Source organism: Micromonospora sp. NPDC093244 (assembly GCF_040683695.1).
Lineage (GTDB): Bacteria > Actinomycetota > Actinomycetes > Mycobacteriales > Micromonosporaceae > Micromonospora.
This window is the reverse complement of the sequence record NZ_JBFBEO010000006.1, coordinates 87646-101153: the sequence shown is the minus strand read 5'-3', so window position 1 is coordinate 101153 and position 13508 is coordinate 87646. Positions and strand designations below refer to the sequence as shown.

General features: G+C 66.8%; 7 protein-coding genes. 1 reads left to right on the top strand and 6 read right to left on the bottom strand.

Going from position 1 to position 13508, the window contains the following annotated elements; genetic code table 11:
* Position 1 precedes the first annotated feature (1 nt).
* Positions 2–1132 carry a hypothetical protein gene (locus AB0N27_RS25200; RefSeq protein ID WP_364374557.1) on the top strand — a complete coding sequence of 377 codons (1131 nt, stop codon included), beginning with the start codon at positions 2–4 and terminating at the stop codon, positions 1130–1132.
* Positions 1133–1655: 523 nt separating this feature from the next.
* On the opposite strand, the gene AB0N27_RS25195 is transcribed toward AB0N27_RS25200, so the two are convergent.
* The 6 genes from AB0N27_RS25195 to AB0N27_RS25170 form a co-directional block, all read right to left on the bottom strand.
* Positions 1656–5483, bottom strand: a complete 3828-nt coding sequence (locus AB0N27_RS25195; RefSeq protein WP_364374554.1) for a hypothetical protein — start codon at positions 5481–5483, stop codon at positions 1656–1658.
* Between the two features lie 631 nt (positions 5484–6114).
* The gene (locus AB0N27_RS25190; protein WP_364374551.1) at positions 6115–6924 is read right to left on the bottom strand and encodes a hypothetical protein; all 810 of its coding nucleotides are present in this window, start codon (positions 6922–6924) and stop codon (positions 6115–6117) included.
* Positions 6921–7811: a hypothetical protein gene (locus tag AB0N27_RS25185; protein WP_364374548.1), complete on the bottom strand. Its 891-nt coding sequence runs from the start codon at positions 7809–7811 to the stop codon at positions 6921–6923. The genes AB0N27_RS25190 and AB0N27_RS25185 overlap by 4 nt, the downstream gene beginning before the upstream one ends.
* Positions 7808–9610 (bottom strand): hypothetical protein, encoded by a 1803-nt coding sequence (locus tag AB0N27_RS25180; RefSeq protein WP_364374545.1) that lies wholly within the window; start codon positions 9608–9610, stop codon positions 7808–7810. Before AB0N27_RS25180 ends, AB0N27_RS25185 begins: the two co-directional genes overlap by 4 nt.
* An 86-nt stretch (positions 9611–9696) precedes the next feature.
* Entirely contained in the window at positions 9697–10689 is a 993-nt protein-coding gene (locus AB0N27_RS25175) for a PD-(D/E)XK motif protein (RefSeq protein WP_364374542.1), read from the bottom strand.
* Complete coding sequence (locus AB0N27_RS25170; RefSeq protein WP_364374539.1) at positions 10686–13343, bottom strand: Z1 domain-containing protein; 2658 nt, start codon at positions 13341–13343, stop codon at positions 10686–10688. Before AB0N27_RS25170 ends, AB0N27_RS25175 begins: the two co-directional genes overlap by 4 nt.
* Between the last annotated feature and the right edge of the window lie 165 nt (positions 13344–13508).

Below are 13508 nucleotides of genomic sequence, written 5' to 3'. Positions count from 1 at the left end.
CATGCACCACGCAAGCGTCGCCGCCGCCCTACGCTACTTCCCGCTCCTCGGCCGCCCCCGCCCCGACTGCCCAGCCTTACCACTGCGCCTCAAAGAGATCACCAACTCCGCCGAAACCGCGATCCAAAAGCGTGAGCACGGGATGCCCGACGCGGCACACACCCTGAACAAGGCTGCCCTCATCGCCAGTGACGCCGGCATGCCTGACCTGGCCCGGAAGCTGTGCTGGCAGCACATCAACGCCTACCGCCACAGGGGCCGGCCGCTATCGATCCTCGAAGCCCGCTACATGCTCGAACCCGTCCTCAACCTGGCCCGTCTCCAGATCCGCGCCGATCACGGCGCACCAGCACTGCCCCTCCTGGAGGCCATGCACGACGCCGTCACCCACCGCACCGACCTGATCATGGATGACCAGTCCCTGCCCACCGCTACCCTCGACGGCGAAGCCGGCGAACGCCGCAAGCTACGCGAGTGGGTTTGGCTGCAACTGCTCGGCGAAGGCATCCGCATTCTCGCCCTCAGTAACCGCTGGGCCGACGCCGCCGCCTTGGCCCAGAAACACAACGGCATCGGCAGCCATCTCATGGAAGGACGCCAAGCGGCCATCATCGCCGCCTGCATCCAGGACAAGCCCGCACAGGGACGCAAACTCCTCGCCGACAGCACGCTGACCGAGCCATGGGAGCAGCAGGTCGCCGCCTGTCTCAACGTCATTTGCACAGGACCGACGAGCCCGGCCGTCAGCCACCACCTCGCGACCGCCACCGAACAACTCGCAGGGCCGATTTCCGCGCCCAACTACGCGTCTTACCGGGCGCGACTCGGACTTACTACCGCGATCCTCGCCAGCCCCACTCGGCCCGAACGCGCGAAACGCCTCCTGCACCAAACTGCTCAACAGGCCATCGACACTACCGATGGCTACGCTGCTCGGGACATCCTCAACTTTCGCGAGCCCTTGAGCGGCATCACGGCAGACCAGTACGCCGATCTGCGCCGTGCCACCGCCGAAGCGGGCCTCACGCCGGCTGGGCTGCCGGGACCGGCCTTAGAGGCAATTTGTCAAGTGTCAGAGCTGGCGGAAAAAGCCTTAAGAGTCGCTCTCTCAATGAGTATCTACCCTAGCTAAAGGGTCATCTAAGGCTTGGCGCGGCGCCCTCTTCGGTCGACCGATCTTCCCCAGGAAATCTGCGTTCGCTAAACATGAACTTGTGCTTAGAAATCACGTTGTCGCGGTTAATTTGGTGCTGATCATCGGGCCTTTCGGTCAGCCAGTTTGACGTCTGCCGCTACTACGCACCCCCCACATGCGTGGCCGGACTTCAGCGAGCCAACCGGCGAGCAGCGTCATGACGGAGCACCCCACGTGCGTGGGGCAGGGCCGTACGGCGTCCCACGGGCCGGGAGCCGCCCAGCGGAGCACCCTCACGTGCGTGGGGAGGACGACAGCGGCGTGGACGCCGTCCGGCCCCGGTACGGAGCGCCCCCATGTACGTGGAGAGGACGTGCGGTAGAACCGCAGCCTCGGCGTCGACGGCGGAGCACCTCCACGTGCGTGGAGAGGACACCGCCGTCATCCGGCGTATCAAGGGCGGCGTCGTAGCACCCCCACTTGCGGCGGGGAGGACTGGTTCAAGATCCGGCCGAGCGCTCTACCGGGGTCGGACCTTCAGAGCATCAGCTGTCTGGGCTAGTGCGGCAGAGTTGACCTGCGCGATGACTGTAAGCGAGGCCGTCCAGTCACCTGCGGAGACCGCTCGGGCGGCAAGCCTGCGCGCCCGTTCCGAGTCGGCGTGGCTCAGCGCGGCCCTAGCCAGGTCAGCATATGCGCTAGACCGCCGCGCTGATCCGATGATGTGGTCAGCTGATGTCTCTGCCGTTGCCCATTCTGCGTACGCAGCGGCCGCTTGTGCAATCTCATGGTATGCCTCGTCTCGCAGCGATGGGTCTTGGAGTGCGTTGGCGACGCGTTCAGCCTCAAACCGAAGAGACTCGGCTTCGTCGCGGTCCCCAGCGCGATGTGCGGCCTGCATCAGCCCGCCCAACGCCGTGATTCGCAGCGTGGACTCTGCCAGGGACGTGGCAAGAAGACGAGCGTAAGCCCGCTCGCCGACGGCTGCGAAGGCTTGGACCGTGGCGATCAGAGCCCGCTCGAAGAGAACGGGATGTTTCATCAACTGGCGGGCTTCGCGCTCGGCCGCGCCGCACAGCGCTTTCGCACGCTCGGTGTCGCCGAGCTCGGCAGTGAGGCAGGCGATGGCGCTGCGGGCAAGCGATTGGCTATACGACTCGGAATGGGGGACGGCAGCGGCAAGGTTGCCGGTGCTTATTGCCCCGGCGATGTCGCCAGCAGCGATCTGTGCGGAGGCGAGTTCGACAAGAGAGGACACCCGGGTCTTCGTGTCAGGCACGGCCATTGCCAGTCGCTGCGCCTGCTCAGCGTCGCCTGCCGAAGCAAAGGTGGAGACAAGGTACGAGAGAGCCTGTGAGCGACCGTTCTTGTCTGAGATCTCTGCCACCAGTGCCTCGGCTTCCGCAAGTCGACTCGCGCGAGCTAGCGCTTCGACGATGGCGCCGAGGGCGGCGTCCTCCCGACCGCGCGTCGCGATCGTGCGCGCGCACCGTTCCGCCGCACGATAGTCGCCCGCCTCAGCGAAGCCTGTAGCGATGGACTCGAGAACCCAGTCGAGGTCGTCAGGGTCCTTCGTTGCCTCTGCTTGAACTAGTGCGAGCTGACACAGCGCACGAGCACGTTCTTTGTCCTGCCCATACCTGCCGATGGCGATAGCCACCTGAGCGAGGCTATGGGCGCGCCGCGGTAGGTATGCGCTGCTGCGGGCATAGCGTTCCGCGGTGTCCGCCAATTGAGCTGCATCGAGGCGATCGCCGCGGCGGGCCGCCGTTCGGGCCAGCGTTGTGCAGGTCCGAGCCTGCCAGAAGGGCTCCGTCAAGGTAGCCGCGAGATGTTTGGCCCTGTCCGGGTTCTCGATTGCCGAGGCATCGACGACAGCGGTGACGGCTTCGTCTCGACTGAAGGCCCGGATGACGTCCTGGATAAGAGCTTCAGCGCGGGAGATGTCGCCAAGGGACACCACCGCGGGGACTAGGGTGCCGAGGGCGGCAGCGCTCATGGCGGGGTGCAGGCTGCGGTCGGTTTGTTCGGCGACAGCGAGAAGTCTCGTAGCCTCATCCCGCTGACCGAGGCGGGATCGGGCAGCGGCGATGGCGGCAAGAGCACTCACCTTTCGAAATGTGTCGTCGGCGATCATGGCCGCGGATTCGGCCTCCAGCAGTAGCGCAGGGGCATGCGCGGGATGAGCCTCAGCTACCTCTATCAGCGCCGCTGCCCTCTTCTCAGGCTTGTGTTGTCCTCGCGCAGCTTGGGTTGCATCACTGACCATCCGCGCCGCGTCCTGTGGCTTGTCTGCCGTCTCCAACTGTCGCGCCACTGTCGCGAGTGCGCCCGGGTACCCGTCGAGGCCGGCGGCTGCGCGTGCAGCTTGCTCTGCCTCGTCGAGCAGCCCCGCCGCTCGGCTATGGTCGCCTGACTGCAACTCGTACGCAGCGAGGGCGGCAAGGGCCTTCGCTTTGGATGCCTCATTGGGGATGGCGCGTGCCAGGGAACGTGCACGGATGAAGGAACCGAGGCTCGCCCAAACCGCCGGGAGGTCCGAGGGGAGGTTGGCGTTCCGACTGTCCAGCTCGTCGCGGTGCATGGCGAGCCGAAGTAGCGATGCAAGATCCGGTCGTGATTGCTCTTGTCCTACGGCCTGTGCAACCCGAATCTCGGAGAGCGCAGCCGCATCGCCACCGGTCATATGGAGCATTCGCTCGTGCCGCTCAACGTCCAGAGCGCAGGCCGAGAGGCGCTCCCAATCGCCGCTCGCACGTAGCATGGCGAAGTAGTCGCGCAGCAAATAGACAGGGGTGATGGCGGGCCAGCCTGCTTGGCGATACTCCTCGGCCCAGGCGTGCAAGCGATGGCGGGCCTGCTCGATCATGCTGCCTGCAAGTTCCGACTCTGCCATCAGGCGCAGGGTTTCGTGAGCGAACAGCAGCACCCGATGGGGCTGCTGATCCACGCTCCAGTGGTGGCTGCGGCTGGTGACCGAGCGGCCGAACACCCCCCTAATGAGCTCGTTGAGCTGGTAGCGCGGGACGTTCGTAAGCTCTTCCAGATCTTGCACGGTGAGACCACCGCCGCTAGCAGTGATCATGGCCAGGACTGCCGCCTGATTCGGCTTGGACAGCAGCTGACGGAGCTCCAGCGTTGCGCGTCGCCGCAGGTCACGCGCGTACGGCGATGGCTCAAGCGCTCGTACCGAGCAATGGCGCAGGGGGTGGTCCTCAGCCACGTCGTCCGGCAGTTGCCCGAGCGGTCGACTGGCGACGATAACCCGCAGGCCGGCGGGCGGATGCCGGGGAAGCAGCGACGCCACGCTCGGGATGCCTGACGCTTCGGTCGCACCGGTATCCTCGTCCAGGCCGTCAACGACCAACACTAGAGGCCGCCCAAGCCGGACGGCTCTTTCAGCCGCCGCGGTGAGCAACCTCCGCAGAAGACCCCTACGAGCACTCGGCCGGCTGTCCTCGGACGGAACGCGCCCTAGGAGCGAGCTGAGCTGGTCGATCAGCGCCTCGGTGAAGGCGTCGCTGTCAGATGAAGCCGTGTACCGCGCGGTGGCGAAGAACGAGAGTACGTCGAAATGTGGCCGCGGGCGCAGGGCAAGGGTCGCCATGAGGGCTGTCTTGCCAGACCATGGCTCGGCCTGCCACCACATGTAGCCGGCTTCGTAACGCCGGCAGAATTCCAGCAGTTCAGCGAGCTCCGCATCCCGTTCGTGCAAGCTGTCCGGCACGAGGTCGCGGTACTCCTCGACAATCGCGGAGTCCCATGCCCCTGGGACCTCCGCATCTGCCAAGAAGCGGACGGTTCCGTTCGTCGTCGCCGCAAACAGCCCCAGCCGCTCGATCTCGTCGCGAACCTCGGCAACCTCAAGACGACGGCGCCCGTCTTCAACCCATTCTCCAACAGCGGTGATGCCGGACCGCAGCGCCTCGCCGTCACTGCGCAGCCCATTGGCTCTCATTACTTGAATTGCAAGTTCTTCTTCAACAGCGAATGTGCGCCCCGTGTGAAAGTACAGAGAATCGAGCATCATCAGGAACTCGTCGAGGTCACACTCGAGATGGCCGCACAGCTCCGTGAGTCGCTTCCCGGGCCCCGAACGTGGCGGGGCCGTCCGAGCGGCAGGATTGAGCAACGATGTGCGCGAATCGACCAGGCGCAACAGCGGGTCGTCGGCGTCGAGCACCCGACTTGTCACCAACTCCATGACGAACCCGGCACGAGATTCGCCCAGACTTCTCCAACTTCGCAGGAACTTCTCTAGCAGAGACGTACGGCTCTGCGGTGACGTGCCGGTCAAGAATTTGAAGTCGACCTTGGCGGCTGCTTTGGTTGCCCACTTCAGCTGCATGTATCGGTCCTGGCCGGACTTCCCCCGGAGAACCACGTCGTCCACGTGGGCGGAATCTCGGGCCTCCACCTCCATCGCGCTGAACTCGCTCTCGGGGTGAAGCAGCTCTACAGCTACCCTCCACGCTACAAGATCTTGATACTTGTCTCCTAGGCGGCGAGCGGCACTCGGAGCTGGCACTCCGGCCGCGGGTTTCCGCACCACCACTCGTTCTCCCCTCCGCCTCGGCGCACCCGAGTATTGCCTGGTCGCTTCAAAGCGGACGCATGTGATCGGCGCGAACATCATCAATGGTGGCGTTGCTGCCTGTCTCTAGCGGCGCCTGCTCACTATGCCACCGGCCCGATGTGGGGGCATACATACACTCCACAGCCGTCGTGTGGCCCTCGACCGCCTCATGCCCAAGGCGGTGCCGACCTCGCCGCGTGGTGCCTCCTCGATTCCCAGAACGCGGTTACACCAGCGGCTCTGTCTGGGAATCCCGGCTACCATCTACTATCGGGCAACGCCTCGGACGGCTCTCGCCATGGAGAAGACGGTCGCGGGGCCTGGCTCGGTCCGGACCGGTATGTCGTTGCGCATCAACCCATAGTTCTCGGCTCCGTCGTGGGCAGCACCGATTTGCCTGCTGTTAGGGACTTGCTCCTGACCTCGCTTGCACCTGCGTGGGTACGAGGTTGTACGTGCTCCTGGTTTCCTCGGACTGCAACTGGTCGATGGCTTCCTTGGTGTATCTCCCCACCAGCATTGCCAGTTGAGCGTCGTCGAGCGATTCGAGGCTGACCACGACCGCGAGTCTCCGGAGTCTGCGGGCGGTGACCCGCAGGATCCCGGTCCGTGCGGCGCCGGCCTCGGCGGCGGTGGTCAGGTGAGCGTGGGCGATGGCGCGGGCGACGCGTGGATGCGCACCGAGCGTGGGGCGTTCGAGGATCGCGACGGCTTCGTCTTCGTAGAGTTGGGCTCCGACGTCCTCGCCGAGGCTGTGGATGCGGGCCCACAGGCGTCGGAATACGTTACGGGGGCGGCCGATGATGCGTTCGTATCCTGGCCGGCGTAGCGGGTTGGGCCATCGCCAGAGCGCGACATCCGGCAGGAGGACCAAGCTGAGGAATGACCAGACCTCCTCGCTCGCCGCATCGGCGGGCACGATGGTCATCTGCCGGTACAGGGCCGGCGCCAGCAGCCGGTCGAAGGCCGTGGCGCTCGTCTTGCTCAACGGTTCCGGCCAGTTCGCCTCCGTGGCGATGGCGCGAACGGTCTGTTGCAGGGTTCGCAGGTCGTCTTCCGCTATGCGGTGCGGGGCGGTCGGGTACCAGGTGGTGCGTGGGTCGGCGGTGGCCGACAATCGCCGCAGTTCGACGAGGTCCCGGCCGGTGTGGTGGGTCAGCAGTTGCTCCGCGAGGTGTGCAGGCAGCCGCGGGTAGACGTGCAGTCGGCTCACGCGAGGACCCGGTCCAGGCCTTGGATGACCGCCTCCAGTTCACCCGGGTCGCTGCGGTGTTGACTGCGGAGGTCAGAGAGTGACCGGTCGGGGAAGTACCGGCGTGTCAGGTTGATAAACAGCTCTCCGAGTGTGCCTTCGCCGTGGTCGTGGTCGTCCTGGAGGTCCTCGCTCCGGAGAGCGGTCTGGATGAGCTGACGGACGACATCGTGCCGGAGCATATCGGCGAGGGTCCGGGAGGTCTCCGCATCCGGTTGGTGGAGCATGGTGGTGATTGCGGGGTGGTCGGTGTTGAGGTACAGCCGGATGCTGCCAGTGTCGGAGCCGTCGAGGTCCGCGGTGCAGGACAGGTACCACAGCGAGCGACGTCCCTCGGCCAGTCCGCTGTCGGTGAAGCTCGTGGCCACGACGGGGAATCGGCTGCCGCTGCCTTCGAGGGTGAAGCGCCGTCGGGCCTGCCATAGGATGGCGCCGGGCAGGGTGGCTGCGAGCGGAGAGATCGGCGCAGGATCAGGGGCGGCCAGGACCATCCGGGCGGTGACGGTGAGGTTCCCGCCGATCTCGGTTCCCGGGATCACGACGATCAGCTGGTTCCCGCCGTCAGTGAGTCTGGCCGGAGGGGAGTTGCCGCGGCGGTTGGTGCTGCTGCTGTGCCAGGTGACCAAACAGGTCACGGCGGCGTCGGATGACAGGCCGCAGTCGCGCAGCACGCCTGGCAGGTCGACATGCAGAGGCCAGGTCGCGGTGAGGTCGGTGAAGTAGTCCCAGTCGGGTACCGGCTGACCTTCCGCAACGGGTGTGCCCTGCGGAGGGGTGACCGTCACGGTCCCGGACTGGATCCGCTGCTCGGCCGGGGTCAGGTAACCCGCGCTGATGGGGGCGCTCACCGCGGTCCCACCTCCTCCTGGCTGACGCGGACGGTGACGGCGGCATCAGCCGGTTGTGTGAGCGTGACAGTCCAGTGGTCCGACGTCTCGGTGGTCAGGGTCAGACGTGGGCCTGGTGTGAGGGCTCCGCTGTTCCGGTCGCGCCAGTGCAGGACTTCGACGGGGGTGGTCTCGTCGGCCGGCTCGGGTGGACCGTCCGCCACCGCGACCAGGGGTTGGGCGGTGAGGGTGAGCGGTGTGTCGGGATTTCCGGTGAGGTCGATGTCGAACTCGACCGCGCGGCCGCCGTCGGCCAGCAGGGCCGGCCGGGCGCGGGGATGGAAACTCAGGGTCAGACCCCTCGTGGAGCGCGGTCTCTGGCCCTGCCCTGGGGGCCGCTGCCCGTTGCCTCCGGTACCGGGTGACGGCGTGCCGGCGGGTGCTGCCGGTGCTCCCGTTGCGCTCGACGGCGGGTGGGGCATTACGTTGGCCGGCCCGACCGGGATACGGGAGTCGGTGCCACCGGCCTGGGTGTCGAGCAGCGTGCCGAGGACGTTGGCCAGTCGTGACACCCCTGTCACGGCCTCGGTGGTCGGTGCGGCCGCGTTTCCCACCCGGCGTTCCTTGAAGATCCGGTCGATGCGCTGGAGGGCTTGGCTGACGGGGTTACGGGCGTAGCGCTGCCGTTGTGCCAGCCGCGGCTGCCACTTGTCGTGTGTCGGTGGTTCGGCGCGGGCGAAGTCCTCATCGAGTTCGGGGTCGGCGATGAACACGCCGCTGATGGCGTGCCCGAACGGGTCCGCCGTGACGGTGCGGTATTCGACGACAAGGCCCGGCCTGCGCAGGAGAGCGATCTCGGCAGGTGGTCGGGCGTGGTTACCTGAGGCGGCCGCCCGGTAGGTCCGCCATGCCAGGACGCCGAGGCGTTGCTCGGGACGGCTGCCGACGATCTCCTGGACCGTCCAGGGCCAGGGGTGGGTTTCTGCCGCGCCCTGGAACACGGCGCGGCAGTACCGGTGCGCCTCGACGAAGTACCGCAATCGTGCATCGGTTTCCGGATCCGGAAGATCGATGCGGGAGCTGTCGGAGGTGAACTGCAACCTGAGGCCGGGACCGTGGTGCCCCTGCGCGACGACGTTGGCCCACGCATACCTGGTCGCGGTGTCGGCCATCACGGCGATCACCTCGGCCAGGCGCTCGTGTTCGGTGCGGGGAGCGATGACCATGATGGAGGTGCCGGTGCCGTCCTCGGTTAAGCGTGTCAGTCCGAGTGCCTGGGCCATCCGCTCCGCCGTCGGGCCGGTGACGGGCTCCACGCCGACGGCGCTGTCGGGGACCCCCCACCAGTGGCGTCCGGTGTACTGACGTCGCTCTCCCCGGTAGGGGTCGGTGAGGGACATGCCGATCAGCCGGCACTGGACACCCCTGGTGGTTCTGACGCGGGTGAATATCACCACCGTGCCGATGGTGCTCGCTTCGAACAGGACGGCCTTGCCGTAGCCGTAGGTTCCTCCGGCGAATCCCTTGTCGGGGTGTCGTCCGACGTTGCGGATGAGGTCGACGAAATCCCGGGGGTCGTCCTCGCCCACCCGGTCGGCCCGGGTGGGTCCGCCGAGTCCGCGCGTCCCGGTGTCGGTGACCGTCAGGACCCTGACGTCCGGTGAGTCCAGGTCGGCTCCGGGAAGGAGAAGACGCAGGTTCTGCAGTTGCGCTGCGGTGAGGCGCCAACCGTCGACGCAGAAGTGAACGGGTTGGTCCCCGGTGGCGGCGTCCCAGCTGTTCTGCAGTGTCTCGCGCAGGAACAGCTCCCAGAAGTCCATGGAATAGGTGCCGAGGGTACGACGCACCGAGCGCGCGTCTATCCCTCCGGAGGCGGGGAGAGGCTCGGCGTACCTGACGAGGCGCGTCATGGCTGTTCCAGCAGCGCGGCGGCTGCCGCGCAGGGGTCGATGAGGTGATGATCGAGAGCTGACAGGTCGATGCTGTAGGTCAGTCGGACCAGGTGTTGCTGCAGTGGTGCATCGAGCTGTCCTGACGTCATCCGGGGGAATCCGGGGGTGTTGACGTGGTACGCGGCGACGCGTTTCACCTGGTGTCTGTCCCGGCGGTAGGTCTCGGCGTCGTCGCTGCGGTAACCGACCGCATCCAGGGCGTCCAGTAGGGCACGCCGGTCGATCCCGGTGTCGAGGAGCCTGTTGACGGCGTCGGGCACGCTGTCACCGGCATTGTCGCGTTCGAACTGTTCGACGTACAGGTAGAGGTCGGTGCCGGGGCGTTCCTCCAGCTGACTGGGCCCGTGCACGTCGACGACCATGCGGTCGCGGTGCGTGGTGGCCTTGACTTCGACGGCAGCGGTGGCGGAGGTGAAGTCCGTGCGCGCGCTCCGGGGGCCGGTCCACAGGTCCAGCGGCTGCCCGCCCCTGTGCCCGCCAATCAGTTCGAGGAAGTGCAGCTCGGCGAGCAGGCCGATCAGCGCCTCCGGTCCGAGTGTCGGACCCGGTGCCGGATAGAGCAGCTCACGCCACCGGTGCAGGACCTCCAGGCAGACCCGCCCCGGGTCGCCGGGGCGGCGCTGCAACTGTTGGCTCAGGTCGTCGGAGAATGCCGCGAAGATGTCGTTGAGCTCAGGCAGATCGCACATCACGTCGGCGTATCGTTGCGGGTGACGGGAGTCGTCCTCCAACCCCCGGGTGGTGACGGTGACGCCGCGGCTGGTGGTGTCTTGCACGGTGGGGTGACGGTCGGTCAGCGGGATGAGCAGATGCCGCCGTCCCGCGGCGTCGATACCGACGGCGACCGGCCCGGCGGCCACTTCGACGGGGCTGTCCAGCACGCGCATCTGGCGTGGCCGGTCGGTCGCTTCCAGACGGCGGAACATCTCCTCGGCACCGCCTGTCATGATGCGGCACCATCGGTCATGGCTTCGCCGGCGCGTTCGTCGGCGGCGTCGATCTCGTCGATATCGACGGTCTCGAGCTCCTCGTCGGCTGGGGCGAGGCCGGACAGGTCGACCGCGACGTAGTCACGGTCCTCCGGTCCACGCGCCTCGGGGAAGAACAGGCCGATCCCGAGGATGTCCTCCACCGCCGCGAGGTCGGTTCTCGGATAGCCGCGGGTGCCGCTGCTGCGCTCGACGGTGGAGTTCCTGCTGACCGGGTAGAGACACAGGAGTCCGGTGCCTCCCAGCTGCCCGTCGCGCAGCTCTCGTAGCCTGCGGTCGGTCGGATCACCGTCGATCATGTCGCTGATTCTGATGGAGGCGGGCAGGTCGGCGACGCGGTCCATGGTGGAGACCAGTGCCTTGATGTCGGCATAGTCCGCCGGCACCGTGAGCCGGCTTCGGTTGATCCGGTGGTACTTGCGGCCCGCCAGTTCCATCGTGCCGAGGCGGTCGCTGCCCTGTTCGATGACGACGACGTTCCAGGTGCGCAGGGCGTCGTAGTCGTTCTGCTTGGCGATGTACTCGCACAGGGCTTCCGGACGGAGGCTGGGGCTGCGCTCATGGAAGCGGTAGTCGCGCAGGAAGGCCATCACCCGTGCGGCCGGCACGCCGGTCAGTGCGGTGCGTCCGGCCCGCACGGACGTTTCCCGGACTCCAGGCAGGCTACGGGCGGCGGTCAGGAGGCGGTCGGCGGCGTCGATGTTGTGCCGTAGCCACTCCTGGTCGCGGTGGTGGAATTTGATGGTCTGCATGACCTGGGAGCCGTAGCTGTAGCGCACTGTGACGCCCCCGCGCATCTTGGCGGCTGAGGTCACTGCCATGGCCGGGTGTTTGCGGATCATCACTGCCAACTGCCGTGGCGTCTTGTGTTCGGTCTCGTAGCGGCGGATCTGCTGTCGGATCTCGGCTTCGACGGTCGCCAGGTCCACGAACCAGGCGGCGAGGTCGCCCGTCATCCAGATCCGGGGCAGGTCCTCGTAGCCATGGCGGTAGCCGAACCAGCGCCCCATCTGCAGCAGGGTGTCGTAGGCGGAGGCCGCTCGGACGAAGTAGCTGCACACGAGGCCGGCGAGGGTCAACCCGCGGGAGAGGGTGTTACCGCCGATGGCGATGGCGGTGACTGGCTCCTCACCGTAGCTGAGTCGCACGTCGGACTGGTAGTTGTCGACCACCACGCCCACGTCGGCCATGACGCCGGGAATCTGGTCGCAGACCTGCGGCCACGGCACGGGTGGGAGTCCGAGGTCGGTGGCCGGGACCCGGGTCGTCTCCTGCTCCCACTGTTGCCGGAATAGGTCCCGCACGGCAGAGGTCGACCAGCCGCTGCGCAGAGTCCCCAGGTACGCCTGCACGATTTCGGCGGTGCGCTGGTGCGCGGGAGCGCGCATGGATGTGTGAATCAGCATGGTCGAGTCGGCCGGTGCGCCGTCGCGGCAGCGGCGGGCGGCGGTGGCCAGGATGAACCAGCGGATGGCGTCGCCGAGGCTGTCGGTGACGGTGGGTCTCCAGTCGCCGAAGCCGGCGCGGGCACCGGGTGGGCGCACCTGGGGGACCTCGTTGTCAGGGACCGTCCGTACGACATCCAGGCCTCGGTCGACCGACCCGGTCTCGTACGTGAGCAGGTCGCGTCCGAAGATCCGTTCGGCGCCGAAGTAGTCGTCGGGACGGGGCAGGTCGACGATGAAGTCGGCGGGATAGAGATCGTCGGGCACGGTCGGATCGATGAGCAGGTTCGCGAACGGCGTCGCCGTGTAGGCGACGTAGGCGACCTTCGGTTTGCTCAGGATGCGACGGATCAGGGAGTTGATGGTCGACTGCCGCCCCCTGTTGCCGACGTCGATGCTCGCCTGGTCGGCCTCGTCGTCGATGACGAGGATGGGGCAGTCCTGCAGGATGGTGCCGGCGGCCTCGAGGAAACGCGCCAGCTTCCGCAGCCGGTACGGGTTCTTCTTGACCACGGCGAGGAGCCGCTGGTCGGGGTTGCTCAGCAGGTTCGCCGCATTGCGGGACTGTCTGTCGTCGAAGTCGGTCTCACCGTCGGTCAGCAGATGCCAACGGCCGCGCTCGTCGCCGACGAGGATCTGTTCGAGTCGCTGCTGTGTCTGGGACCGCAGGTTGTCGGTGATGCCGGAGAGCACCACGACGAGCCGGTAGCGGGCGTCACACAGCTTCGCCGCCACGGACATGAAGTTGGTCGTTTTGCCGCTCTGGACATGTCCGAGGACCAGTCCACGGCTGCTGAATCGCTCCGTCCCGGGCGGTGGGATCATGGAGACGATCTTGCTCGAGGCGTCGTTGATCCGTTTGATCGGCTCGTCGTCGAGACCCGTGCCCTTCAGACGGCGGCGTACCGACGGCCAGAAGACGTCGTCGGACCGGGGGATGTACCACGGCTCGAGTTGTGCCGAGGGGTCCGTCAGGGAACGGGGCTCGTGCAAATCTCGGGGGCGTCCGGCCCGGGCCTGGTACTCCGTGATGGCGGCGTCGAGGATGTCGGCCGGAACGAATTTGCCCAGCTGACGGCGAATCGCCGTGATCGTGCTGTTGCCGTACACGGCACTGGCGATCTGTTCGACCAGGTCGTTGAGGTCCTCGTCGCTGATCCGGTGCATCCGCGCCCTTCCGTCATGGGTGCCGATGGGTGGGTCTCCGTGAGACAGCCATCAGAGCGATGTTCGGTTACCACGTATACAGCATGGGTGGTGCAAGTCACCGTCCGTCAGGATCGTCCGGTTGTCCGGTCGGCCGGGTCGATGAGGCCGGAGCGATGGGACATC

Bases quoted from the DNA above. Each gene is read 5' to 3' on its own strand.
- AB0N27_RS25200 (WP_364374557.1), top strand. From the start codon at position 2: ATGCACCACGCAAGCGTCGCCGCCGCCCTACGCTACTTCCCGCTCCTC.
- AB0N27_RS25195 (WP_364374554.1), bottom strand. From the start codon at position 5,483: ATGCAGCTGAAGTGGGCAACCAAAGCAGCCGCCAAGGTCGACTTCAAA.
- AB0N27_RS25180 (WP_364374545.1), bottom strand. From the start codon at position 9,610: ATGGACTTCTGGGAGCTGTTCCTGCGCGAGACACTGCAGAACAGCTGG.
- AB0N27_RS25175 (WP_364374542.1), bottom strand. From the start codon at position 10,689: ATGACAGGCGGTGCCGAGGAGATGTTCCGCCGTCTGGAAGCGACCGAC.
- AB0N27_RS25170 (WP_364374539.1), bottom strand. From the start codon at position 13,343: ATGCACCGGATCAGCGACGAGGACCTCAACGACCTGGTCGAACAGATC.